At 43.8% G+C, this 25,153-nt stretch carries 20 protein-coding genes and 1 pseudogene; 15 read left to right on the top strand and 6 right to left on the bottom strand.

The window, feature by feature from the left end:
* Nucleotides 1-281: 281 nt before the first annotated feature.
* Entirely contained in the window at nucleotides 282-3,122 is a 2,841-nt protein-coding gene (locus V4C51_RS05555) for a coiled-coil domain-containing protein (protein ID WP_330925144.1), read from the bottom strand.
* A gap of 351 nt (nucleotides 3,123-3,473) precedes the next feature.
* On the opposite strand from V4C51_RS05555, the gene V4C51_RS05560 reads away from it, so the two are divergent.
* The 11 genes and pseudogenes from V4C51_RS05560 (at nucleotide 3,474) to V4C51_RS05605 (ending at nucleotide 15,828) form a co-directional block, all read left to right on the top strand.
* Nucleotides 3,474-3,734, top strand: coding sequence for a DUF5062 family protein (locus tag V4C51_RS05560; protein WP_330925145.1), 261 nt, complete (start codon nucleotides 3,474-3,476; stop codon nucleotides 3,732-3,734).
* Between the two features lie 63 nt (nucleotides 3,735-3,797).
* Nucleotides 3,798-3,944 (top strand): annotated as a pseudogene (locus tag V4C51_RS17900) (putative RNA methyltransferase); the annotation flags it as partial.
* 33 nt (nucleotides 3,945-3,977) lie between these two features.
* Nucleotides 3,978-4,643, top strand: a complete 666-nt coding sequence (locus V4C51_RS05565; RefSeq protein ID WP_330925146.1) for a methyltransferase domain-containing protein — start codon at nucleotides 3,978-3,980, stop codon at nucleotides 4,641-4,643.
* 272 nt (nucleotides 4,644-4,915) lie between these two features.
* The gene (locus V4C51_RS05570) at nucleotides 4,916-5,377 is read left to right on the top strand and encodes a hypothetical protein (protein WP_330925147.1); all 462 of its coding nucleotides are present in this window, start codon (nucleotides 4,916-4,918) and stop codon (nucleotides 5,375-5,377) included.
* A gap of 817 nt (nucleotides 5,378-6,194) precedes the next feature.
* Nucleotides 6,195-6,632, top strand: a complete 438-nt coding sequence (locus V4C51_RS05575) for a hypothetical protein (protein WP_330925148.1) — start codon at nucleotides 6,195-6,197, stop codon at nucleotides 6,630-6,632.
* Between the two features lie 43 nt (nucleotides 6,633-6,675).
* Nucleotides 6,676-7,620 (top strand): hypothetical protein, encoded by a 945-nt coding sequence (locus V4C51_RS05580; protein WP_330925149.1) that lies wholly within the window; start codon nucleotides 6,676-6,678, stop codon nucleotides 7,618-7,620.
* Between the two features lie 44 nt (nucleotides 7,621-7,664).
* Complete coding sequence (locus V4C51_RS05585) at nucleotides 7,665-9,059, top strand: type II secretion system protein GspD (RefSeq protein WP_330925150.1); 1,395 nt, start codon at nucleotides 7,665-7,667, stop codon at nucleotides 9,057-9,059.
* Nucleotides 9,060-9,383: 324 nt separating this feature from the next.
* Entirely contained in the window at nucleotides 9,384-10,493 is a 1,110-nt protein-coding gene (locus V4C51_RS05590; RefSeq protein ID WP_330925151.1) for a hypothetical protein, read from the top strand.
* 334 nt (nucleotides 10,494-10,827) lie between these two features.
* Nucleotides 10,828-12,351 (top strand): C2H2-type zinc finger protein, encoded by a 1,524-nt coding sequence (locus V4C51_RS05595; protein ID WP_330925152.1) that lies wholly within the window; start codon nucleotides 10,828-10,830, stop codon nucleotides 12,349-12,351.
* A 439-nt stretch (nucleotides 12,352-12,790) separates the two neighbouring features.
* Nucleotides 12,791-13,729 (top strand): C2H2-type zinc finger protein, encoded by a 939-nt coding sequence (locus V4C51_RS05600; protein ID WP_330925153.1) that lies wholly within the window; start codon nucleotides 12,791-12,793, stop codon nucleotides 13,727-13,729.
* 869 nt (nucleotides 13,730-14,598) lie between these two features.
* Complete coding sequence (locus tag V4C51_RS05605) at nucleotides 14,599-15,828, top strand: C2H2-type zinc finger protein (RefSeq protein WP_330925154.1); 1,230 nt, start codon at nucleotides 14,599-14,601, stop codon at nucleotides 15,826-15,828.
* A 376-nt stretch (nucleotides 15,829-16,204) separates the two neighbouring features.
* Here the strand turns inward: V4C51_RS05605 and V4C51_RS05610 are convergent, their stop codons facing one another.
* A complete protein-coding gene (locus tag V4C51_RS05610; RefSeq protein WP_330925155.1) occupies nucleotides 16,205-17,620 on the bottom strand; it encodes an endonuclease/exonuclease/phosphatase family protein in 1,416 nt (471 codons plus the stop codon).
* An 829-nt stretch (nucleotides 17,621-18,449) separates the two neighbouring features.
* Between V4C51_RS05610 and V4C51_RS05615 the strand changes: the two genes are divergently transcribed.
* Entirely contained in the window at nucleotides 18,450-18,914 is a 465-nt protein-coding gene (locus V4C51_RS05615; protein ID WP_330925156.1) for a hypothetical protein, read from the top strand.
* Nucleotides 18,915-18,929: 15 nt separating this feature from the next.
* On the opposite strand, the gene V4C51_RS05620 is transcribed toward V4C51_RS05615, so the two are convergent.
* The gene (locus tag V4C51_RS05620; RefSeq protein WP_330925157.1) at nucleotides 18,930-19,514 is read right to left on the bottom strand and encodes a hypothetical protein; all 585 of its coding nucleotides are present in this window, start codon (nucleotides 19,512-19,514) and stop codon (nucleotides 18,930-18,932) included.
* Nucleotides 19,515-19,906: 392 nt separating this feature from the next.
* Nucleotides 19,907-21,166: an MFS transporter gene (locus V4C51_RS05625; RefSeq protein ID WP_330925158.1), complete on the bottom strand. Its 1,260-nt coding sequence runs from the start codon at nucleotides 21,164-21,166 to the stop codon at nucleotides 19,907-19,909.
* Nucleotides 21,167-21,603: 437 nt separating this feature from the next.
* Here V4C51_RS05625 and V4C51_RS05630 point away from each other — a divergent pair, with 437 nt between their 5' ends.
* The 3 genes from V4C51_RS05630 (at nucleotide 21,604) to V4C51_RS05640 (ending at nucleotide 23,524) form a co-directional block, all read left to right on the top strand.
* Nucleotides 21,604-22,098, top strand: a complete 495-nt coding sequence (locus tag V4C51_RS05630) for a hypothetical protein (protein WP_330925159.1) — start codon at nucleotides 21,604-21,606, stop codon at nucleotides 22,096-22,098.
* Nucleotides 22,099-22,366: 268 nt separating this feature from the next.
* Nucleotides 22,367-22,873, top strand: coding sequence for a hypothetical protein (locus V4C51_RS05635; RefSeq protein ID WP_330925160.1), 507 nt, complete (start codon nucleotides 22,367-22,369; stop codon nucleotides 22,871-22,873).
* 273 nt (nucleotides 22,874-23,146) lie between these two features.
* Entirely contained in the window at nucleotides 23,147-23,524 is a 378-nt protein-coding gene (locus V4C51_RS05640; protein ID WP_330925161.1) for a hypothetical protein, read from the top strand.
* A 192-nt stretch (nucleotides 23,525-23,716) separates the two neighbouring features.
* On the opposite strand, the gene V4C51_RS05645 is transcribed toward V4C51_RS05640, so the two are convergent.
* Nucleotides 23,717-24,100: a hypothetical protein gene (locus tag V4C51_RS05645; RefSeq protein ID WP_330925162.1), complete on the bottom strand. Its 384-nt coding sequence runs from the start codon at nucleotides 24,098-24,100 to the stop codon at nucleotides 23,717-23,719.
* Between the two features lie 33 nt (nucleotides 24,101-24,133).
* On the bottom strand, nucleotides 24,134-25,144 hold the full coding sequence (gene glpX, locus V4C51_RS05650) for a class II fructose-bisphosphatase (protein ID WP_330925163.1): 1,011 nt from the start codon (nucleotides 25,142-25,144) through the stop codon (nucleotides 24,134-24,136).
* Nucleotides 25,145-25,153 lie beyond the last annotated feature (9 nt).

A 25,153-nucleotide genomic window follows, 5' to 3' on the forward strand; every position in this document is an offset into this window, starting at 1 on the left:
ACTATTCACTAAAAATTTCCGACTTTTTATCCTCAATTTTCTGCCATCCTCGCTACGGGCGCTATTCTCGGTCAGGCTCCTAGTACCTCGTCCGGCAGCATTTGATACGTGCAATATCCATAAAGCCTTTGAGTCAGAAGAGCTGTAATAAATCGGCACGTATCAAACGCTATTGGACGGAGTACTAGGAGCCTTATTCCCCAAGGGAAAAATAGCATTCAACGGCTACGTTCGGGTTGAAAGGTGGGTGATGAGGTGTCACCACTGTGACTTAACGGTGACTACAACTGCGGAGACGGTCTTTTAAAGTCAATGGTGAGTTGTCTTTCGAGTTTTTTCCTGAAATTTTCAATCTCTGTTAACCAGGTGGCCTGTTCGTTGCCAGTATTGAGTTCTTCTTCTTCTTTTTTAATTTTAGTCTGTAGCATTGTTTTAAATTGTGTATCACTCGGCAACGGTTCTGATGAAGGAGCGTCAGCGCTTTTCATGACGGTTTGCTCCCCTTCTATCATGCTCTTTGCCAGCGTGAGTTTCTCTTTATTTTCCTTGATCCAGGCGTTCAGTGTCTTTCCTTTTGGTACAGGTGAAATCTGAAGTTTTTTTCCATCAATAACGACATTCACCACAGGCTCGTCAGGGGGCATTTGTGGTGGTGTTGATAGCAGCATATCTAATGATATTTTTGCTTCTGATAACAAGCCAAAACGGTGCTCTTTTGCTACCAACGCCTTCAAAGACGCTGTAGACCCTTGAGGCGTCGTACTTTTCATGTTGCTTTGTATTGCAGATGCGCCATGACTGTCAGACTGTGCCGGTTTGGTTGCTGGTTTATTCGCCTTTAATTCGCCGATTTGTTCCCTGAGCTCTTTTATTTCCTGATTCAGTGATTTTATCTCCTCCACCATTTTCATCACTGAATCTTCATGGTGGGCTTTTTCAGTATTAACGCCGCCTAATGCTGACTCCAGTCTCTCTACGGTTCCTTCCAGTTTGGTGACTCTTTCATCTTCCAGGATTCCGCCACTGTTCATTGTACCTTCCAGGCGTTTTGCGGCACTTTCCAGGGTTTTTGACTTTGACTCTAACTGCTGCTGGTTTTCCCCCAGCCTTTCTTGCTCTTGCGCAATTTGGTCAATTTTTTCTTCATGCCCATGAATCTGCTCATCAAAATTCTTTATTTTATTAGCGAGGGCTTGTTCAGCTGTTTTCGCTCTTTGTGATTCAAGATCAACATTTTGTTGTAACCCATGAACATGGGTTAATAACTCTTTACGCAAAAGATCCACATCATTTGTATTTGCACCTGACTGGTTGATGCCATTGGCAAGCTGACCCTCTAAAGAAGCAAGCTTGTCTTTGGTGGTGGTCAGCTCATTGTTCATAGCGGCTAAACCTTCTTCGAAGGCTTTAAATCTCAACTCGAAGGCGTGCTGCTGTTCTTCTCTGGCTGTTTTCAGTGACTCTATCTCTTGCTGTTGCTCGTTTAGCCTCTTTTCTTGCGTTGCTACCTTTTCTTTCGCATCTTCGGCGGTCGTATTGGCCTGATTTGCCACTTGCTCGGCATTGACTACTTTTTCAGCGGTATCACCGGCTAACGACATAGCGTCTTTAGCAAGATTACGGGCATCTTCGGCGGTCGTATTGGCCTGGTTAGCCACTTGCTCGGCATTGACTACTTTTTCAGCGGTATCACTGGCTAACGACATAGCGTCTTTAGCGAGGTCGCGGGCATCTTCGGCGGCAGTATTGGCCTGATTTGCCACTTGCTCGGCATTGGCTGCTTTTTCAGCCGTATCATTCGCCAGGGACATAGCCTCTTTAGCGAGATTATGGGCATCTTCAGCAGTAGCATTGGCTTTTTCTACTTGTTCATCTGTAGTGGTAAAGCGGTCCAGTATGCCGCTGATATCGCCATTAAGGGCTTGAATAGTCCCCAATTCAGTTTGCAAGGTTTCAATGGCTTTACTGTTGTCTTCAGCTTTTTGCCTTGTCTCCATATTATCATTGGAGAGTTGCCCCATTTGATTTTCAAGGTCACTCACTTGTTCAGTCTGGCGTTGCTCTGCCTCGGCCAGCTTTTGATTAATCTCTTCACTGGTTTCGGCCAGTTTTTTATCCACTGTTTTGCTGGCTTCATCGAGCTTTTGTTCAGTGTCCCCTTTTATCTGGGCAAGCTTTTCATCCAGAGTATTTTGTTGTCTCGATTCCAGTGCCTCTAGATTTTGAGAAGTTTTTGTCTCCAGCTCTTTAATGGCTTGTTCGTTATTTTTGGCTGTTAATCCTACCGCCCCTATTGTGCTTGCCGCATCATCAAGGGCTTTTACCAGGGTATTTTGCGTCGCTTCAAGACTATCAAGTTTACTGCCTTGCTCTTGCACGCCTTTCTCATTAGCGGTCACTCTACTTTCAAGCGCTTCTGAAAAACCGGAATCTTTAAAGGAATCAACACAGTCTGTAATCAGTGACTCTATATTCTTTTTGCCCGGAGTTGCTGACTCTTCAAGTAATGGTTTGAGTTCTTCTGACGCTACCAGGCCTTTTTTGCCATTGCCTTCATAAACCAGGTAGTTCAGTGTGTCTACCACCGCATCGTTATGCTCTGCCATGGTGCGAACAACCTGTTCAATGTCATTGGTATTGGGTGAGTTAGTGTTTACCACGCGATTCAACGCTTCATCAGCAGGTGAGCCTTTTTCAAAGCCCATCTCCTTCAGTTTGGCGTTGCCTCCTTGCACCCTGCTGGTTAGCTCTCGTATTGATCGCATTGTTCCTATGGCAACATCTCGACGAGCCAGTTGGAAAGACTCTATGTTGGTATCCAGACCAATACCTTCTTTTAAACCTCTTACAGAACTACTGATTGTTTTATGGGATGTTTTTATCGTCGGTCTTGTCTCGCCATCATTATTGGCCAGTGGTGTTGTCTTTCTTGAATCAATAGACTTGGAATTTTGTTTATTAGGATTCGATTTTCTAAGAGCAGCCGAATCTTTTGGGTTGCCTGCCTGTGAAACAGTGGAAACTTTTCTGCCTTTTGGCGTTTTTCCAACAGCTTTATTGTTTATGGCCGAATTTTGCCCAGCCGCGCCTGCGGCACCCGCTCTATTTACAGGAGAGTGCATTTAATAACCTCTGTAAAAGTAGAAAATAAATAGGCCGTCTGAAAATATCATCCATTAATTTGCCACAATAAAAATCGCAATTTAAAATGCGAAAGTTAATTAATTTAAATGTGTACTCTTTAACTATAAGTGCTTGGCGTCAAGCAAACAAAGTTAGCCATAAATTTAATATAAACTAAGCTAAAAATATTTTATTTATTATCAATTGAGATTAAAGAGTGCCACTTGTTTGACAATTTAAATACTCATTTCATACTTCCTGGTGAGTTTTGACGCTTCTAAAGCAGGTACTTTTGTTTTTTTAGAGATCATGTTATTTTCAGCCTATCCCCATCGCTGAGAGGTCACACGATGAAAAAACTTAAAAACGAAGCGGATCTTGTCAGAGAAGCACTCAGAGTAGGCACCATTTATGTGGAAAAACGCAAGGCTGGCAAAATCAATGCTTCTGACCCTGCCAAAAAGAAGGTTGAGTTCATTTACCGTCTGCTGGTACATGATAATCTGATACAACCGCTAGAAAAAAACCAGGAAAGCGAACCTAACATGAAGCGCAAACTGGCCCTGTGGATATCCCGCCAGTTACCCACAGGGCACAAGCTCTTGTGTTGATGCATTCTTCAGAGGCGACAGGTAGACTACACGGCTTGAACTGTCACGGAACGAACTCACTGTATGCCTCTCCCTCCACCTTTAGCTATATTATCATGCCCGGTCTGCCGACAGACCTTAACCTCAATCTCTTCTGGTGTCTCCTGCAGTAATAATCATCAGTTTGACCGTGCACGACAAGGGTATATTAATTTATTACAGGGGCATAAAAAGCGAAGCAAAAAGCCAGGGGACGATAAAGCTATGGTTTCAGCTCGCACAGCCTTTTTGAACACAGGGCACTATCAGCCCATTGCAGCAGCACTATCTCAGTCCATTAAGGGGGGTTGCTCACAGATACCTGAGCCTGTCATTATTGATGCTGGCTGCGGTGAAGGATACTACACGCACTACATCAAACGACAAATGACTTACAGTCATATCATTGGTTTTGATATTTCAAAATCTGCCATTGTGGCCTGTTGCAAACAGAGCCAGCAGATACACTGGTTGGTTGCCAGTGTAAACGATATACCTGTGGCAGATTCCTCTACAGATATTATATTCAGTGTGTTTTCGCGGTGTGACTGGGCATCGTTCTCTCGTATTCTTAAATCAGAGGGACGTGTATTCGTTATTGCTCCGGGTCCTGACCACCTGAAGGAATTGCGCGAAGTTATTTATGACACGGTTCGACCTTACCCGGAGGACAAACTGCTCCAGACACTGCCGGATTCCTTCGTCATTATCAGCAGACAGCATTTACAGGGAAAGATGTACCTGGAGGGTTCAGAGGTGCTACTCAACTTGCTTGCTATGACTCCCCATTACTGGCGCATTCAACCACAGCAAAAGAAGCGCTTCAGTACATTAGGAGAGATGGTTTGTCACTACGATGTTTATCTGACTGAGCTGAAGTATACATCTTGAGTAACGCTTATGATATAAGGGTACTTTTAAGGGTACTTTGTTTTAAAAGAGCCACATACGTTGGCACCTTGGAGGCAAGTCTTAAAAGTCTGTGTGTAGTGAGTATCCGCCAGAAAAGGAGAAGAAAAGATCGCTTTTGTGAGGCAATAGTGGCTCTGTTGAACGAAAAAAGCGATTTTCTAGCCTCTTTTGTGCTGGTCGCAGAAGCAACACGACGTTTAAGATAGCCTCTTGTAAATAATAATGACTGTTAATACCAGGAGGCAACTCCCATGAACCGGCTCCTTCTTCCAACGTTTCTCTGTCCTAAATCAGGAGAACAGCTTTCTCATTTTGCAAGGCAAGCCGGAATAGTCCTGCTTCTGGTCACACTCATTACTTTTCTGAAGCTTTACTACCATGGCGCGGGCAGTCGGGTTCTGCTTTTGCTATCAGGTTCGACACTCTCAGCACTGATTCTATTCGGCTTGTCGTACCCTGAAAGCGTGATTCATCAACGATTAAAAACGTGGCTATACAGCCCCTGCCGCTATATCCCTTACTTGTTTGGGCTCTATCTGTTTTTCTTTGAGGGATTTTGGCAGTTGGCTAACCTGGTAAGGGAGTTCTCTTATACTGGCTTGCTGCTGGTAGCGCTCTTTTTTATCGGTGGCAATCTGATAGTATCTGTCGGATATATGGCCATGGATTATGTGGAGTCACTGCGCAAAAACAATGTGATTCGATACCCATAATGTCCGGTATTCCCGTGACCATTGATTTGAGCCGTTGCCGTTAATGCCGAAATTGTCTTAAGTACGACAGGCTCCTAGCCCGGATATTTCATAAACATGCTCCTGGCCTTGCTTGCTCCTTGCGGCTCTAAGGGAGTTTTGCTCAGTCGACCGTACTCCCCGGTACGGCGCTCCTTCGCGAAATCCCTTGGAGCCGCAAGGTTCTGCGCAATTCTCAGGGCAGTTTATGAAATATCCGGACTAGGGCTGCTCGTGAGAATAATCCCATTAAGGCTGTTGTTCTATACCAGTGGCCTGTTCTAACGTACCAATAAAATTGAAGCAGCCAGGTAATGAAGCGTCAGTGGCACAGTGGTGACGAAATACGCATTGTTGCTTTTACGTTCCGGCTCTGAAGTCACACAATTATTTTTTGTTGATGGTTTGGTGATTGAAAGCAATTGACGTAGGACAGAGATTGAGTAAGTTACGCTATTATTAGTACTGTGATATGTTTCATATTGTTGCCCTGACGTCAGTAGAATGACGTTCTGTCGCCAGTTAAAGTACCATGATGGCCAGGTAAAATAGTGCTTTAAATAGTGAGCTTTCAAATCAGTCAGTAATCTTGAAGTTGTCAAAAATATATCATGCAAAAAACATCTGTAAAAACAATCAGTGAACGACAGTCTGTGATGATACAGATAATTCCCTGAAGAGATATCAGTCATTTTAAAATGGGTTAGCTAAGATAATACTATCGGAGAAAGTCTGTAAACTTTAATGGCACTTTCCAAGCAGTCGTAATGCCATAAGTCATGTATAAAAGGAGTTAACAATGAAGTTAAAGTTATTATCAGCCAGCCTGTTGGTGATACCTATAAATACAAGCGCAAATGAATTAAATGATGCGTCATCGAGTGTATCAATGAATGTAGGGCTTTATGCTTCTATATCCGGGCTTGATGATTTTTCATTGACAACATCTGGCACTGACGGTTCTGCTAATGCCATTTACTCTGGATCAGATACTTATCAACTGGAATCCAATGGACAAATTCGGGTAACGTTGACAGGCTCCGATTTATCCAATGGATCTGACAGTATCTCAACCAATTATTCGCTCGACGGTAGCGGGCTAACGTTTGATACGGCAGCCGATTCAGCGCATAATGCCAGTCATTCCATATCAGCCACAGCCACTCTTGGTGAGATCTCTGCACAAAAAGCAGGTTCTTACACGGGTACAATCACAATAACCGTGAGCGGTATCTGACCGGCTCGATAACAGCGACTTAAACGACGTATAGGGAAATAATATGCTTAAGCTTGCATCATTTATCATTACACTTTTATTTTGCTCATCCGCGATGGCGTCTGGTCTTGCCGTTTCACCATTGGTTGTAGAAATTAAAACAGCGCCTGGAAAGCAATCTCATTTTACGTTTAATGTCACTGGCAAAAAGAAACAAAAAATAAAATTAACAGTTCAGGACATGAGCCAGCTTGAAACCGGTCATATGGGTTTTATGGAGGTGGGTCAAATCAATCCGGCATTATCAAAAATCAGCTGGGTGAATTTAGAAAAAGACATATACTCCCTCAGGCAGGATCAGACAATCACCATTAAGGGTACAGTGAAACCACCAACAAAGACGTCGGGTAATCATGTTGTTGCTGTGATGGTGGAAGAATATAAAGAAGAAGATGAGAAGCAGGGCATCAGTGTCAATGTTCGCTATGCGGTTATTGTCAATATCGTTGTTATTGATAAGAAAAGAAAAGCGCGTTTGAAATCTTCATTTTACAACTTTGAACTGGTCAGGCTTGATGAAAAACTTATGGTCATGGGGGACTTTGTTAATAAATCTGCTTTTGAAGGACAACTGAAAAGTGAAGTCCAAATTCGAAATGCCGACCGTAAGATGGTTGCTAAAGTGGCAATGAAAACAGAATCATCCTGGCAGCGTCAGGACGAGGCATCCCGTGTATTTCCGTCAGCACAGGTTAAAGTATTTGGTTTTATTGAAACGGATCTTTCTTACGGTGAATATGAATTTAAGGTCAGGAACAGATTCTCGGGTAAAACACAGCCATCGTTTAAGACGAAGATAACATACGATGAGAATATTCGGCAGATTCTAAGAAAAGTTCCTCCTGAGGAAAAGAAAAACGCTGAAGGCGAAGAGCAGGAGGGTACAGATCAGGCAGAAGAGACACAAGCCACTGAGCCAGAAGTAGCGACTGATCAGGCATCTGGTTAAAGGTGCATTGCTAAACAGCACACCTTCGGTCAGGGAGATGTAATTTGAGAAAGACATTTGCAGAGCTATCACTGATTATTCTCTTGACCGGTTGTGCCGCACCAGCATGGGAAGTCAACCGCAGCACTATTGTTGAATCCCTTAAGGACGCAAAAGCGCTGGGTCGATCTTCTTCAGGCATGCTGACTGGAAGAACCATTGGTGTCGATACACTGCCAAATCGTGAAAAGGAGACAAATAGCAACACCCCTGATGCCAGTTGGCGACCCGAAAAAATAGATACGTCAAAAATTCATGGTAAGTATACGTGTAATGCAAATCCTAACAGTCAAAAACTGATCAAGGGAAAAACGGTTAGCCTTGAAATAGAAGAAGGTGATCTAAGGGAGGTGTTACTTGAGGTAAGTGTTCAGGCAGAAGTATCCATCGTAATGGATGACTATGTTGAAGGGTTTTTGTCGATTCAGTTGGATGATGTGAGTATTGAAACAGCGCTGGATAGCTTGTTATCCGTCGGGGATTTTGATTATCATGTCTACGATAATTATATTTTTGTTGGTGTTAGAGAACCAACGTCGCATTCTTTTTCTAAACTTTCTCACACTTGTATATTTCGTCCGGTTTTCCAAACGCCAGATGAGCTGTCAGAGATGCTGCCTCCACTTTACAGGCAGTACGTTCAGGTGAACCCAACCAAGGGCACAATGACTATTGTAGCGCCAAGAAGTATTCAAAGCAGAATAAAGAAAGACTTGTTTCTATTTGATCATGCGCCAGAGAGAATAGTACTGGAGCTAACAGTGATCGAAGTGTCTAAAGAAGCTTTGCAGCAGTTGGGAGTCAATTGGAATAAAGCAAAGAATTTTATGGGTGCCACTAATCAGCAGTATCTGCTTGATGCCTCTTTTGTAAGTTCGAATGTTCAGCTTCCTGCCTATAAGGTAAGACATTTTTTAACTGCTGTTTCAGCACTGAGCGATAAAGGCGAGGCCCATATAAAAACTATGCCGTCTATTGTTACACTTGATGGACATCAGGCAGTTTTTAATTCAATGCAGACACATTCTTCGGGTGCTATTGATAATCAGGGTAAGTCCAAAGAAATCAGCTACGGTGTTCAGCTCATCATAACGCCTCATGTATCCAGTAATAACATTATTCAGATGGAAATCACCAAGGCTCGGGTCAGTGACCTGATTCATACGGCCTCCAATAAAGAGAAAATTGTAGGGCACACGTTAAGTAGCAGTGTTTATGTTGGTAACGGTAATGCATTGATTATCGGTGGGCTTCTTCAGAAAAAAGGCGTTCAAAACAGCCAGGGCATTCCGGTTGCTGACGATATTCCCTTGTTTGGAAGACTGTTCAAACAAACGAATAAAAGAAGTTACGATACCGAGGTCTTGATTATGATCAGGCCACAACTGTTAAATCATTGATTCAACTAGGGCTAGGAGTCTGTCCGAGAATAGACTGCCCTACTGCGGTTGCGATAAATTGGTCTAAAAATTCCTGCTTCTTCGTCAAATAGCCCCACTATTATCCTCAGAAGCAGAAATTTTTATCCTCAATTTCTCGTAATCCTCGCTACGGGCGCTATTCTCGGACAGGCTCCAAGAGAAATAATCACGGTATTGTGGACATATGGGGTAAAGGCGTCTTAACTGGGAGAGACGATAACGAGCGAGAATAATAATGCTATGGGTGCACAGCTTTCATGGGTGAAATTGTGGATTAAGATTGGCTTTTTAGGGATATATGGTTTGTTAACTGGATGCAACGCTGCCTCAACCGATAAACACACGCTGGATGTACTGTTTATTGCTTATGATCAGGGCGAAAGCAGTGCATTTCTTCAGATTGAAGACGCCCTGACTAAAAAGGGCATACGTTTTAACGTGCTGGCATTGGGGCGGGCAGCAGCGGTTTATAAGGACCGAGCTAATGTTATTATTTTGCCTGAGGAAGTCGACCCTGCGGCATTGACACATAAGAGGGCAGGGCTGCTGTCATCTGCCGATTTGGCAGCTATCACGCAAAAATGTCAGCCGAGTGTTGTCTATACGGGGATGGCCAGTGCTGTTCAGGCACAGTTATCCAATGCCTTTGAGCGCCGCGGAAGTAAAGTGATTGCTTTTTATGACAACTTTGATACGGCGGTGGGTAATGCCTGGATACGCCCTTTTTTGGATACTATTAAGCATATTGATGAACTTCAGGTGCCCACTGAACAAACCCTCGCCAGTTTTCATCACATTGACAAACTCAAGGATACAAGGGTTACTCTTGTTGGTCAGCCAGCTTTGGAAGAGTGGGATAAAGTGTTCCGCGCTGTTGATGCGCGCGCGTTACGAGAAAAGCTCCATATCAGCCCTTCTGACTCAGTGGTGCTGTTTGCTGGTGGTAATATCAATGATGGTTATAAACAGGCATTTCAGCGCTTTGTGAGCGCTGCTGCTCAACTGCCTCGTGTCCAGTTTCTTGTTACCTGGCACCCAAAGTTTGATGGAACGTTTGAGGCTGAGGTGGTTCGTTTGGCCCATAGTGGCAACATTCATCGGGTAGACAAAGCTATTGCGAGCACCGCCGAGCTTTGCAAACTGGCCGATGTGGTGACAACCTACCAGTCAACAGTGGGTGCAAAAGCGTTGTATAAGGGCAAGCCGGTGATTTATATTGCGGAGAAAAGCTATGATAATTTTTTGATCCTTGCAGGCCTGGCTGAGAGAGTTTCAACGGTTAATGCCACAGTGAAAGCGATAAAGGATAAATTGGCTGATAAAGAAACCAAAGTATCGTTATCCCCCCTGGGCATGCCAGACAAGCCATCATCCGAAGTTATGAGGCGTATTGTTGAGATGCTTGAAAGTTGACCTGCTATTCGAAGGTATTGCACAATCAGCACTTACAATTTAAGCAAATAAAGCGAATTTTTTTTAAGTGACTACACTTTTTATTTTATTGCTATATTCAAGGGTGGCTTGGTTCATCGTTGTCTGGCCGCAGGTGAGCACTTTGCTGGTATTATGTGCAAGGTGAATGTTTGCTTTTGGCAACACATTGCCCTGGTTGGCCGCTTTGATGTGAGAGCTTGAATGTTGATGACAGTCAAATAAAACTAAAGTCTGTTTTTAGAAGAGGAGACAGGGTGTCTTGGAGCACAGGTTATCTATGTAAGATCTGTGTAAAAAGCGACCCTGATTATATTTGAGTAAATTATTTTTTTTATTACTGGTTTTGCTTGGCCAAATCGCTGTAGCTAGTGAGGATGAGCAAGGGCGAAAGGAAAATAAAATAAATTTTATTGAGTGCCAAATCTATGAGAATTGCCTGGTGTGCCAGCCGCAAGATATAACTGAACAGATAGATTCAGAAAAGCTCGGTCATTGGCTTGATAGTCTACCAGAAAAAAATACACTTCCTTCGGTTGTTAGAATTAATGATGGGAATGAATCAACTTACTATGCTCTGGAGAGTCAATTTGAACCAGGCGCTGTTGTTAAGACAGTCCTCAATAGCTCGATCACGGGTTGCGAAATAGCACAGTTATCCATAACGGATCAAACAGGTAACACACAATACGCATTGATTACGCCAACTATTACTCATGCTGCAATAGAGCCTTTATTTGATGGGGAACTATTTCAAGAAGAAGAGATTGGTAATTTACAGGCTCTTTATTTATGTGATAAGTGCTCCGAGATTTTTCAAACATCAGAAGCCTGCAGTAGGCACAGAGCTAAATGTAGAAAAAGAAAAAACACTGAACCTGATGATGGTCAGCCTCATAAAAAAAAGCCTAATAAAAAAAGTTTTCATTGTAAAAAATGTAGCAGCTCATTCCCTAAGGCCAGTGATCTGAAAAAACACACAGAAAGCATCCACGAAAGGAAGCGATATACCTGCGATGTGGCTGGGTGTAATAGCTCACACAGTTCGTTTAGTAATCTCAATAGCCACAAAAGAAAGGTTCATCAGCGGGAACAGTTTCTCTGCCCTGAGGCTGGGTGTGGAGAGTTATTCACTCAGGCTGCTCATCGGAAAAAGCACGTAAAAAGCATCCACGGGAAGAGGGAATATACCTGTACCAAGTGCAATAATTCATACACTTCGGCTAGAGATCTGAATAAACACCTAAAAGGCCTCCATGGGAAGAGGAAATATGCCTGCACCCAATGTAATAATTCATACACTTCGTTCGCTTCCTTCAAACAACACATAAAAAGCGTCCATCAAGGGGAGCGATATCGCTGCCCTGTGGGCTGGTGTGGAAAGTTATTCACTCAGCCTGCTCATGTGAAAGTCCATGTAAAAAGCATCCATGAGGGGATACTGCATGCTTGCGATGACCCCAAGTGTAAAAAGGTATACCGTTCGGAGGGTGCTCTGAGAGCACACCAAAAAACCATCCATCTGGGGAAACGATTTCGCTGCCCTGTGGACTGGTGTGGAAAGTCGCTCAGTCAGGCGGGGCATCTGAGAGTCCACATAAATAGCGTCCACCAGGGAAAACGATATGCCTGCACTGAACGCGGGTGTAAAGAGTTATTCGATATGATGACCGATCTGAAAAGACACCAAAACCGGACAGGGCACCAGGGATATAAAGACATTTGCCAAAAGGAGTGCCAAAAGGGACAGTCATTGCCTCAACGCTCAGCGGGCAAAAAAACCGCGAAGCAACTCACCCTGAAACACAAAAAAGCCAGCAAAAAATTACCCAGAAAATAACGAGCACCTCGGCTATTGCTGAAGTGGCTCCCACAATCAAACAGCCTGACGGGTAAGTTATACCAGCCGTTTTTCTCACTACGCTTTACGCTCACAGGCTCCTGCGATGCGTTGCAGTTGTTGACAGTAGCAGGCATCATTGCTCGTTTCTGTTTTGTTCCGCCCGGTTTGTTAGTTCTTATGATCATAGAAAAGATGATGGCTATCAATTTCTATTAACACAAGACCCTGCATCGGAAGCAACTTTTTTTAAAGTGACTATACTATTCAATCTATTGCTGTATTTGTATTCAAAGGTGGCTTAATCCATCACCGTTTGACCGATTTGAAGTGAGAGCTTGAGTGTTGATGATAAACACTGACAGCCAAATAAGACTAGCGTCTATTTTTTAGTAAAGGAGACAGGGCGTCTGTGTAAGAAATGACCCTGGTTTTATAGTTGAATAAGTTTTTTTTATTATTGGTTTTGCTTGGTCAAATCGCTTTAGCTAACGAGGATGAGCAAGGTCGAAAGGCAAATAAAATAAATTTTATTGAATGTCAAATAAATGAACATGTCTTGTTGTGCCAGCCGCAAGATATAACTAAACAGGTAGATTCACAAAAACTTGAAAAATGGCTTGATAGTCTCCCAGAAAAAGAGACACCTCCTTCGGTGGTCAGAATTGATCATGGGCAAGAGTCCACTTACTGTGCTCTAAAGAGTAAACTTGAACCAGGTGCTGCTGTTCAGGCTGTCCTTGATAGCTCGATCACAGGTTGCGAAATAGCACAGTTATCCCTAGCGGATCAAACAGGCAACACACAATATACATTGATTTCACCAACTATTATTGATACTACAGTGGAGGGTTTATTCAATGGAGAACTGGTGCAACGAGAAGATATAAGCTATTTGCAGACTATTTATTTATGTGATAATTGCTCCGAAATTTTTCAAACGTCGCAAGCTTGCAGCAGGCACATAACTCAATGTAGAAAAAGAAAAAGCGCTGAACCTGATGATGAGCAGCCCCATAAAAAAAAGCCTAACCAAAAAAAGGCTTATTGTGACCAGTGCAAAAAGTCATACTCATCAGGCAGTGCTCTGTGGTTACACAAAAAAAGCGTTCATGAGCCGAAACAATATGACTGCCCTGTGTGTGAAAAATTATTCAAGCAGGCTGTTCATCTGAAAAACCACATAAAAAACGTGCATAACGGGGAACGATATACCTGCGATAGCTGCGGTAAGGCATACAGTTCGATGACTTCTCTGAGAACACACCAGGAAAGCGACCATAAGGGGATACGGTATCCCTGCCCTGAGTGTGGAAGGTTATTCAAGCAGGCTGGTCATATGAGAAGACACCAGCAAAGGGTCCATAAGGTGATATGATATGCCTGCAATGGACCCAGGTGTGATAAGTATATTCTATACGACGCATCAACTGAAAAGACACCAAAACCGGACAGGGTGCCAGGGACACAAAAAAATCTATCTCAAACAGAATCAATTACCTCAACGTTCAGTGGGCAAAAAAGCCGCGAAGTGACCCACCCCGAAACACAAAAAAGTTAGCAAAACAGTTAGAAAAAAATTATCAAGAAAATAACGAATACCTCGGCTATTGCTGAAGTGGCTGCCACAATCAAACAGCTCGACGGGTAGTTACCAGTCGTCTTTTCTAGGAGTCTGTCGGGCTTAAGCTTTCGAGCATGAAACTCAGTAGAGCGAGTCAGATTTTTCGATGGATTTGTGCGAATAGTTGACCTATTTAAGCAAATTCATCGGAAAATATGACCGCTCTTTCTGGATTTCAGGCCGAAATTGCCTTAAGTCCGACAGGCTCCTGGCTACGCTCACAGGCTGCTAGCGGTGCTTGCGCTTGCTCGCAGTAGCAAACACCCCTTGCTGTTTCTACCGCTCTGCCCAGCGGTTTTTTAATTCATACGGTGATAAAAAAGATGATGGCTATCAATCTCTATTAACACAAGACCCTAAATCCGAAGCAAATTTTTTTAAAGTGACTACACTATTCGTTCTATGTTTCAGTGTGGATGTTTACTTTTGGTAGGACATTCCCTGGCTGGCCGATTTGATGTGAAAGCTTGAGTGTTGATGACAGCCAAATAAAACCAGCGTCTATTTTTTAGCAAAGGAGACAGGGTATCTTGGAGAACAGGTTATCTGCGTAAGATCTGTATAAAAAGCAACCCTGATTATATTTGAGTAAATATTTCTTATTACTGATTTTGCTTGGTCAAATGGCTGTAGCTAGCGAGGATGAGCAAGGTCGAAAGGAAAGTGAAATAAATTTTATTGAATGTCAAATAAATGAACATTTCTTGTTGTGCCAGCCGCAAGATATAACTAAACAGATAGACTCACAAAAACTTGAAAAATGGCTTGATAGTCTGCCAGAAAAAGAGACACCTCCTTCGGTGGTTAAAATTGATAATGGGCAAGAATCCACTTACTATGCCCTGGAGAGTAAACTTGAACCAGGTGCTGCTGTTCAGGCTGTCCTCGATAGCTCGATCACAGGTTGCGAGATAGCACAGTTATCCATAGCGGATCAAACAGGCAACACACAATATACATTGATTTCACCAACTATTATTGATAATACAGTGGAGCATTTATTCAATGGAGAATTGTTGCAAGGAGAAGATATAAGCTATTTGCAGACTATTTATTTATGTGATAACTGCTCCGAAATTTTTCAAACGTCACAAGCCTGCAGCAGGCACATAACTCAATGTAGAAAAAGAAAAAGCGCTGAACCTGATGATGAGCAGCCCCATAAAAAAAAGCCTAACCAAAAAAAGGCTTATTGCGACCAGTGCAACAAGTTACTCGCTTCGACCAAACATCTGAAAATGCACATAAAAGACATCCATGAACCCAAGAAATATGCCTGTACCGTAGATGGGTGTGGAAAGTTATACACTACGGCCAATAAACTGGAAAGACACATAGCAAGCTTCCATAAAGGGGAGAGATATGCCTGCACTGTGGCTGGATGTACAAGGTTATACACTTCGCTTGGTAATCTTGATAGACACAAAAAAAGCGTTCATGGGAAGGAATGGTATGCCTGTCCTTTTGATGGGTGTGAAAAGTTATTCACTCAAGATGCTCATCGGAAAGAGCACGTGGAAGTCTTCCATAAGGGGAAGCGATATCACTGCACTGTAGCCGGTTGTAAGAAGTCATACGCTTCATGTAGTAATCTGCGGAAACACCTACACGTCCATGAGGGAATAGGATATGAGTGCACTGAACCCAGGTGTAAAGAGTTATTCACTTCAATGTCTAATCTGAAAAGACACCAAAACAAGAAAGGGCACCAAGGATGCAAAAAAATCTACCACAAAGGAAACCCATTGCCTCAACGTTCAGTGGGTAAAGTGGGTAAAGTGGGTAAAAAAGCCACAAAGCGACCTGTCCCCAAACGCATAGCAATTGGCAAAAAATCAGCCAAAAAAAAATAATTAACGTATCAGCTATGGTTTGAACTGGCCCGACAATCAAACAACCTCAGTTGTATAAGGCGTCGTTTAGTATCAATCAAGCGCAGCATCGGGCTTGGGATCAATCAACCCGTTAAAAGAGAGTATTACGGTTCTTTAGCGTTTCGAGGGCAGTGTAATGCCGGGTAACCAGCCCAGCATCACACCCCAGGAGCCTGTCCGAGAATAGACTGCGCTACTGCGGTTTCGATAAATTGGTCTGAAAATTCCTGCTTCTTCATCAAATAGCCCCGCTATTCTCCTCAGAAACAGAAATTTTATCCTCAACTTCTCGCAATCCTCGCTAAGGGCGCTGTTCTCGGACAGGCTCTTAGGAAATGGAATGATCGGGTGCGGATCAATCCACCTTGACGGTTACCCAGACAAACCGATGGTCTGAAGAAACCTCCTTATCACTGCCTCTTTCGCCAACACGTGGATCGTTGAACAACAGACGACCCGGCTGACCCTCTGCCTGCCAGTAAACTCCGGTATTAACCACCTCGAGACTGGTGGAAGGTACAGCATAATCGACTCTTGTCCCGAAGGTACTGGTGCGGGTTTGCGGGTATGGGTGCCCTTGCGTATTGTCCTCTTTCCGCGCGCCTTCACTGGTTGGTACAAAGGAGCCAGTTGAATGACTCACCTCGTGGTTAACCTTCGGATGATCCATTAGATCACGAATACCGTAATTCTTACTGTCGGAAAACGCCGGATCAGCATTCAAGTCACCCATGATGACAAAGTTGGTACCGGTAAAGCCGCCGGAATTCCCCTTGTCATCAATCAGCCAGGACTCGTTATTGAGGTAGCTCACCCACAACTTGTTTTCTGCCCCGTTACGGTAGTGATTGTGCCTGGCGATGGGATCGAATGCCGCTGGGGTCGGGTGAGACATCAACGCATGAATCACTTTATTGCCACGAGCTGTGGGGATGATGATCGGAGCATCGACGTGATTTTTAGAACTGAGTCGGATCGTCTGCCACTCAGCGTCGGTGTACCAAGGGTCGCCGCAAGCCATGCCTGCCGGAAGGTCTTCTGCCTTGCAGGGATGATCCGGGTCGTCAGCCGATGGAATAGTGGGGACTGTCTCCCCCGGCATAGCGGCCCATTTTAATTTCTGGAACGTACGCGTATTGGCGGTGTCCACCTTAAACTTCGACATCAGGGCAAAGCCGTAATGCCCATGGTAAAAGCCAAAGCCGTGAGCACCATTAGGTCTCTTGCCGCCGTCGTTGCCAAAATCAAGCGTGGGGTCGTCAGGTAACAGGCCGGTGTTGGTGGCGTAATTGTGCACAAATGGATAGTGGATGGGTTCGAGCATATCGCTGCCATCAACACTGTTCAGGCTTTGGGCTACCCCCAGATAATTATCCTGAAATCCCTGCAATGCCGTCATATCTGTGCCGGTGCCATCATTGTTGAACTCGGTCAGCAGCAATACATCGGGCCGGTTCCGCTGGATAATGGCGGCGATATTACGAATCTGAATGACCCGTTCAGCCAGCAGATGTTCCTCTTCTGTGGCTGTGTCGTTTTTCCACAGGGCAATCAGGGAATCCTGCTGCTCTGGCGTCAGTTGAAAGTAGCGCACCCAGCGCTGGTAATTCTCAGTTGCGTCACCGTCTCGGGCAAACGAGACGTTGAAGGAGGCAAACTTCACTTCATTAACAGGCATCATATCATCAAAAGAACTTGTCGTTGGGTTGCTTTGACAACCCGTCAGGGCCACCATCGAAGCCAGCAAAACAGCAAGTATAGATTTTTTCATGGGATACGAACCAGTATAAGGAGAGATAATCAGATGCCGGATTTTATACATTTTCAGGTAAACGGCATTGATTAGCGTCAACATCGTCCGTCAAAGACTATGCACTAGGAGGAGCCTGTCGGACTTAAGACAATTTCGGCCTGAAATCCAGGAAGTGCGGCCAGAATTTTATGCTCGAAAGCATAAGTCCGACAGGCTCCCAGTCGTTTTTTATAACGATTATAATTTCACTTTATGCTGACAAAATGAACCCTGTCAGTGCGTTAAAATGCCTCTTAATAGCAAGCATCAATCGTCGCTTATACTCTCTGCGGCATAGTTTTTCACCTCCTGAAGTAGTTGGTAAAGACGATGGGAAAGACGATTGGTATAAGACGTCGTCTCAGCATCAATCAAGCAGCAGCCAGCTCGGGTCAAGGGTATCCCTGTCAATCCGTTAAAATGAATTAGAGGTAAAAAGTAGACCCGTTGGTTAGAGAGTTAATTTTTTATGGACGTCCTGAAATCTTACGATAATTGTCATATAATCATTTATTAAAAGTCAGTGTTATAGTTATTTGTCGTTTTATTGAATAATGTCGTTTACTACGCTTATCAGAAACGCGCCTACTGCTACAGTGTGAATGTCATGTCTGATAATTACATCTGTCATATTTGCTTTCAAGTTTGTAGATCAGAGAGCACCCTCGCTCAGCATATGGTGACCCATACGCATGTTAAAAATCACGTATGCCGATACTGCGGAAATCGTTATACACAATCGGGCAGTCTCAACAGGCACGTACGAGAGCAGCATACGGTTGGAAAGTACTTCTGCGGGACTTGCGGTATGAGGTTTGCAGAATTTAAAACGTATGTGTGGCACACGGAAAATGTAGTACATGCCAGAGGTGCTTCCAGCTTTATGTCAACCAGCCAGGAGCAGATACCTGGTGGACAGTTTGCCACCCGTGTGACCCAGACACAGGCGATAAGCCGAAATTTTTTTACCACCGCATCTCAAGTAACAACCCCAACCACGACTGCCACAATCACCACGCAGCGGCACCCTGGGGCAACGGTTACAACCTTTAGTCAAGGATCAGGCCCTTCTGTTACCCATGTCAACCAAGTGCTCAATGATCAGCAGTTTGCAGGTTTGTGGGGTCAGTTTGATGAGTTAGATAGACAGAGTAACGCTACAACGGTTAACCAACCGCCAGACCCTTTTGCCCATATCAATCGGGTACTCAATGAGCCAGAGTTTGATGATTTATGGGAGCAGCTTGATAAACTCAATAAACAAGACAAATGAAGTTACACACACTTCCTAAAAATAATAACCAATGTATGCATAGGAAAAAATAAGGCCTTTATCACTAGAAAGAGAAGAGTGTTTTTGTTGTCGTGGGCTGTATGTTGCTTTAATGCCAAATGACCACTGATTATCAAAATGGTAATTAACGCCTGCAGAAGGAAATAAAGTAAGGGACGTATTATAGTTACCATTATCCCAGTCATTTGAGCGGTACACTGAAAGTAAAATATCGGCATCAGCAGACCAGCTTTCTGTAAAAAAGTATCTGTACCTTGGGCCAGAGCCTAAAACATAGGCCATTTCTTTCATACAATCCTGAAAAAACAGGCCAACAGTTTCCAGGGAAAGTCCGTCTTTTTTTCCCGCTGAATAATTATAGGAAATGCCTATGCCAGGGTTAAAAATAAACGTGCAATCATTTCCTATCTTTCTTGGGAAATCATAAACTTTACCACCATTTGATTCTATTGACGCGATTTCATCTTTATTGGGTTGTTTACCGAGATGGTAAGAAATGCCTGTTATATAGAATCCCATTCCATCAGCCATAGAGTAACAGCTGAACAAGCATAGAAGAATTAAGCCTACTTTTATCATAGCCATCACCTTTATTTATTTTATTAATAAAAATACGACAAACAATATAACAGGGAGGCGTTTCACAAATAATTGCGCTCTCCAACTCATGGCTGTTATAAAACAAACCCTCACATTCGTTTTATGCCTTAGCCCGTATCCTCCGGGGATGCGGGAGGGTTGTCAAAACCTGTCCAAGGTATTGAATAATAAAATAAACTCAAATTCATCGTTATAAAAATTTTATTGCAACGAATTTGTTTTAAATGACTAAATCTTGATGCGAAACACCTTGGCAGACACTATTTTTACCGTCCAAAATCATAGCATAAGAAATAACTATGTCAATTTAACCATCTGCTCAACAATCTCAATAATAATTAAGGTGAATAGCTTTGTTATGGGGTGCTTGATTAAAAACTCTCCAGGGAGGCTTTATTCCTTTCTTGCCAACGAACAGACAGGCATAGCAACCACAGAGCAAACAATGCCGGAATAACACCCATTAAATAAAATAACCCCTGACGGCAGAACCACTCCAATAAAAGGGGGTTGAGACCTGCAATAATACCAAACGACGCATTGTGACAAAAAGCGACACCCGAGTAGCGTGTATGCGTTGGAAACAACTCGACAATAGCCGCCTCATAAGTGCCATTGAGTGCCGCCACCCCCAATAACAGCGGTGACAAAACGAAGACACCCGGCAGATTGCCTTGCAATAAAAAATGGATGCCCGTTGGAAAAAAAATCAGAACAATCAATGCGCCGCCCTTAATCATTGGCACACGCCCCACTTTATCAGACAGATAACCGGTAAACAGCGCTAAAAGGGTAAGCATAAAAAGAGACAGAGAACTCAGTGAAAAGGCGTCACTCATGGGGGTATGTAAATAATGCCCCTGAAGACGGGGTAAAAAAAACAGCACACTAAAACACAGTGCCGGTACCGTGGCAATAGAAATACCTTTCACCAGAGCCATTTTATGATCATGAACCAATCGTTTGAGGGGTACCCTGGTTTTATCCATTTCATTTTTTAACTGTTGATAAGCGGGTGTTTCCGAGAGTGAAAACCGAAGCCATAAACTGATTGCCCCCATTATGGCACCGAGTAAAAAAGCAAGACGCCATCCCCACTGCCTGACGTTCTCATCCCCCAGTACGAAATATAAACCGGACATGGCACCTGAAGCGAAAGCAGTACCCAAGGTCAAACCGGCAATGATTAACCCAGTTACCATTCCCCTTTGCCCCGGCTGGCTATGCTCAGCGGCAAATGTCAGTGCGCCGGGCACCTCTCCTCCTATGGATAATCCTTGAATAATCCGTAATAACAGCAGCAGCACAGGTGCGGCCACGCCCCATGTTTCATACCCCGGCAGCAAAGCAATGGCAAAGGTGGCCATGGAAATAATGATGATGGAGTACATATAGCTGTTTTTTCTGCCATACACATCGCCAAAATGACTGTAAAAAAGCCCGCCAACAAACCTTGCCAGATAGCCCGCAAAATAAACCAGCAGTGCTGGCATAATTGAGCCAAGATGACTGGCGTCAGGGAAAAAGTGTTGGCTGATAACAGGCGCCAAAAATAGAAATAACGCAAAATCGTAGAACTCAATCGTGGAGCTTAATGTCGTTATCGCCCTGACTTTAATGGCTGTACTCATCACTGACTTCACTGCCTCTGACCCAGGGCGCGCTCTTTACTCTTTAAGTAATCAAGCGGTGCTGCCCTGATATGAATGTTCTATTGAGAATAGCGCTATTCTCAGGTCAAGCAATTTATTAAGTGTGTTGCCGGTAACGAAGAAAAGCTTAAAACATACGACGGTTGTGAACGGTTGTGGCGCATAAAAGCGCATGGACAGCTTCTTAAAAATAGCTTTCCTTAAAATGAAATACCTCATCATAACTAAATGACATGAATATCACACCGACAAAATAAGTTTTCTCCATGTAAGTTGCTGTTTTTTACTATAGTAAAAGACGTTGACAACACTCAAAACCTTGCCCCCCCTCATTGCGTTACAGGAGACCCCTTTTTTGTAGTGGTGTTGCAGAAGTTGGTCTTTCATCGTTTTGTCATAGACAGCAGGAGTACATCATGGGCATTAAGTCTATCTTATGCGCTGGAAAGTTCATGGCAACCAAACCGGTTGTTTTTATCACTGGGGTCTTGACTTTATCCATCATGACTAACGCTTATAGCTTGGATCAAAACCTTTATATTGAAGATCTGATACCCCCAGGTAACCCACATTACTCGAAAAATGGCTATACACTTAAACCCAGTGGCCACGGGGACTGCATGTACGGCGTGTATAATCCGGCTTCATGCACTGCCAGTTATGAAACCGAAGCAAAGTATGTAACCTTACATTATGCTTCTTCAATCTGGCACGGGTGTGCATTTAGGCACAGCTCCCAGGATTTTAACATTATCAACAATGATACAGGCAAAATCGTCGCTACGTTTCAATGGTACATATTCGGCGGGGACCCGCATATAAAAAGACTCAAGAATTTTGAAAATATTGTGGTAGAAACGAAGGGATACCTAAAACATCGGGTGCTAAACAAGCTGAATATCTTTATGTGACAAACACTGAATATCTATTGTTACAAATTTTAAAAAACTATTTTTTATCTCGTTCCCACGCTCCACTTGATAACGCACACGCCACCAGGAGCCTGTCCAAGAATAGCGCCCGTAGCGAGGATTGCGAGAAATTGAGAATAAAATTTCTGCTTCTGAGGAGAGTAGCGTGGCTATTTGATGAAGAAGCAGGAATTTTTAGACCAATTTATCGCAACCGCAGTAGCGCAGTCTATTCTTGGTCAGGCTCCATAGACAGCAGGAGTACATCATGGGCATTAAGTCTATCTTACGGGCTGGAAAGTTCATGGCAACCAAACCGGTTGTTTTTATAACTGGACTCTTGACCCTAACCATCATGGCTAACGCTTATAGCTTGGATGATTACCTTTACATTGAAGATCTGATACCCCCAGGTAACCCACATTACTCGAAAAATGGCTATGCGCTTAAACCCATCGGTCACGGGTACTGCATGTACGGCGTGTATAATCCGGCTTCATGCACTACCAAATATGAAACTGAAGTAAAATATGTAACCGTACATTATGCTTCTTCAATCAAGCACGGGTGCGCATTCAGGCACAGCTCCCAGGATTTTAACATTATCAACAACGATACAGGCAAAATCGTCACTACGCTTCAATGGTACATATTCGGCGGGGACCCGTATTTAAAAGGGCTCAAGAGGTCTAAAAATATTATTGCAGATGTAACGGGGAAATACCCGGATTATTGGGTGAAAAACAAGCTGAATATCTTTTGTTACAAAAACTGAATATCTATTGTTACCAATTTTAACAAGCTATTTTTTATCTCGTTCCCACGCTCCGCCTGGTAACGCATAAGTCCGACAGCCTCCTAGCGGTATGTCGCTTATGGTGAAAAAGGTAGGCATTACTATGCAGGGGAGGGAACGAGGTTAATGCTCTTTTGAGAATAGCGTTATTCTCAGCTCAGGCAATTAAGTGGTTACAGGAGATCCCTTTTCTGTAGTGGTGTTGCGGAAGTTGGCCTTTCATCGCTTTGTCATAGACAGCAGGAGTACATCATGGGCATTAAGTCTATCTTACGCGCTGTAAAGTTCATGGCAACCAAACCGGTTGTTTTTATAACTGGGATCTTGACCTTATTCATCATGGCTAACGCTTATAGCTCGGATGATAGATTGCATATTTATAATCTGATACCCACAGGTAACCCACATTACTCAAAAAATGGCTATACACTTAAACCCAGTGGCCACGGGGACTGCATGTACGGCGTGTATAATCCGGCTTCATGCACTACCAAATATGAAACTGAAGTAAAATATGTAACCGTACATTATGCTTCTTCAATCAAGCACGGGTGTGCATTCAGGCACAGCTCCCAGGATTTTAACATTATCAACAATGATACAGGCAAAATCGTCGCTTCGTTTCAATAGTACGTAAACGGCGGGAAACCGAAAATAATACATATCAAGAATTCTGAAAATATTATGGCAGATATAACGCATAAACGCCTGGGTTATTGGGTGAAAAACAAACTGAATATCTTTTGTTACAAACTTCCAAAAGCCTGAAACAAGCGGCTTTTATCAGCGGTTGCAGCGCGTAAAAGGTCATGAACAGCTCTGTTAAGGCCCGAGTTTCCAGACAGTGATGGGTAATTGATAATGGTTGATCAGTTGGTTCATTCGCTGCCAGTGAGTTTCATCTTTATCACTTTGCAAAATGAGTACAATACCGGCTTGTTTGGTGGTGAGCATGCTGTAGTCGAGGGATTGACCAATGGCCTCTGGCCAGTTACGGGCAAACTCCATTTCGATGGCATGGGTGTCGGTCAGGCAGTCTACCCGCCGACCGTCTTTTAATTTGTACTCGACTTTTCCCCCTTTGCCTTGACACCAGACCTCCTGATACCAGTGCTCTTTTTGTTTTTTATAAACGGGAGCCGCCATAAGCGTCGCGCTATTGCTATTGAGGAAGACGGCTAACAACCCAAAGGCCAAATAATGCATCCTTGCATGCCTCATTGTTATAAAATCATAAAATTATAAAATAACTTGTTTTATATCATTATCCTTACGGTCCAGAAAATGACTGGACTGAATACGGCGAATGGTGCGAGATTTACCGCGAATGACCAGTGTTTCGGTGTGGGCAATATTCCCATCCCTACGGATACCTGAGAGCAGATCGCCTTTGGTAATCCCCGTGGCAGAAAAAACCACATTATCAGAGCTTACCAGGTCATTGAGTGTCAGCTTCTCTCCAACAGTAACGCCCATACTCTGGCAGCGAACACGTTCTTTGTTGCCGATGGCACGATTCTCTGGGGTGTCACCTTTGCACTGATCCCTGGAAATGAGACGCCCCTGCATATCTCCACCGAGGGCGCGAATAACGGCCGCGGAAATTACCCCCTCGGGCGCGCCGCCAATGCAGTACATCATATCCACCTCACTGTCAGGCATGCAGGTCAAAATGGAAGCAGCGACATCGCCGTCGGGAATGGCAAAGACTTTAACCCCCATGGTTTGTATTTCATTGATCATTGAGTCATGACGGGGTTTGGCCAGGGTAATAACAGTGAGATCGTTTAAAGGCTTGTTCAGGGCTTTGGCAACATTCTTCAGGTTCGTCGCTAAATTCGTATTCAAGTCAATAACGCCTTTGGCTTGCGGCCCACAGACCAGCTTTTCCATATACATGTCAGGTGCTTTGAGAAAAGCGCCTTTCTCTGCGGCGGCCAGCACGGCAATGGCGTTGTTTTGGCCCATGGCGGTCATGCGGGTTCCTTCGATGGGGTCAACGGCAATATCAAGGGGCTCGCCTTTACCAGAGCCGACCTTTTCACCAATAAACAGCATGGGTGCCTGATCTATTTCACCTTCTCCAATGACAATATCGCCTTGGATGTCCACTTTATTCAACATAGTACGCATGGCTTCAACAGCGGCGCCATCTGCGCTGTTCTTATCGCCTCTGCCCAGCCATTTGTAACCGGCGAGGGCAGCAGCTTCTGTCACACGTGAAAACTCAATTGCCAGTTCGCGCTTCATAGTTTCTAT

Source organism: Candidatus Sororendozoicomonas aggregata, from assembly GCF_031528575.1.
GTDB classification, from domain to species: Bacteria; Pseudomonadota; Gammaproteobacteria; order Pseudomonadales; family Endozoicomonadaceae; genus Endonucleibacter; species Endonucleibacter aggregata.

Bases quoted from the DNA above. Each gene is read 5' to 3' on its own strand.
- V4C51_RS05615 (WP_330925156.1), top strand. From the start codon at position 18,450: ATGAGGTTTGCAGAATTTAAAACGTATGTGTGGCACACGGAAAATGTA.
- V4C51_RS05575 (WP_330925148.1), top strand. From the start codon at position 6,195: ATGAAGTTAAAGTTATTATCAGCCAGCCTGTTGGTGATACCTATAAAT.
- V4C51_RS05620 (WP_330925157.1), bottom strand. From the start codon at position 19,514: ATGATAAAAGTAGGCTTAATTCTTCTATGCTTGTTCAGCTGTTACTCT.
- V4C51_RS05560 (WP_330925145.1), top strand. From the start codon at position 3,474: ATGAAAAAACTTAAAAACGAAGCGGATCTTGTCAGAGAAGCACTCAGA.
- V4C51_RS05635 (WP_330925160.1), top strand. From the start codon at position 22,367: ATGGGCATTAAGTCTATCTTACGGGCTGGAAAGTTCATGGCAACCAAA.
- V4C51_RS05580 (WP_330925149.1), top strand. From the start codon at position 6,676: ATGCTTAAGCTTGCATCATTTATCATTACACTTTTATTTTGCTCATCC.
- V4C51_RS05645 (WP_330925162.1), bottom strand. From the start codon at position 24,100: ATGCATTATTTGGCCTTTGGGTTGTTAGCCGTCTTCCTCAATAGCAAT.
- V4C51_RS05630 (WP_330925159.1), top strand. From the start codon at position 21,604: ATGGGCATTAAGTCTATCTTATGCGCTGGAAAGTTCATGGCAACCAAA.
- V4C51_RS05555 (WP_330925144.1), bottom strand. From the start codon at position 3,122: ATGCACTCTCCTGTAAATAGAGCGGGTGCCGCAGGCGCGGCTGGGCAA.
- V4C51_RS05640 (WP_330925161.1), top strand. From the start codon at position 23,147: ATGGGCATTAAGTCTATCTTACGCGCTGTAAAGTTCATGGCAACCAAA.
- V4C51_RS05565 (WP_330925146.1), top strand. From the start codon at position 3,978: ATGGTTTCAGCTCGCACAGCCTTTTTGAACACAGGGCACTATCAGCCC.
- glpX (WP_330925163.1), bottom strand. From the start codon at position 25,144: ATGAAGCGCGAACTGGCAATTGAGTTTTCACGTGTGACAGAAGCTGCT.
- V4C51_RS05610 (WP_330925155.1), bottom strand. From the start codon at position 17,620: ATGAAAAAATCTATACTTGCTGTTTTGCTGGCTTCGATGGTGGCCCTG.
- V4C51_RS05570 (WP_330925147.1), top strand. From the start codon at position 4,916: ATGAACCGGCTCCTTCTTCCAACGTTTCTCTGTCCTAAATCAGGAGAA.
- V4C51_RS05625 (WP_330925158.1), bottom strand. From the start codon at position 21,166: ATGAGTACAGCCATTAAAGTCAGGGCGATAACGACATTAAGCTCCACG.
- V4C51_RS05605 (WP_330925154.1), top strand. From the start codon at position 14,599: ATGGCTGTAGCTAGCGAGGATGAGCAAGGTCGAAAGGAAAGTGAAATA.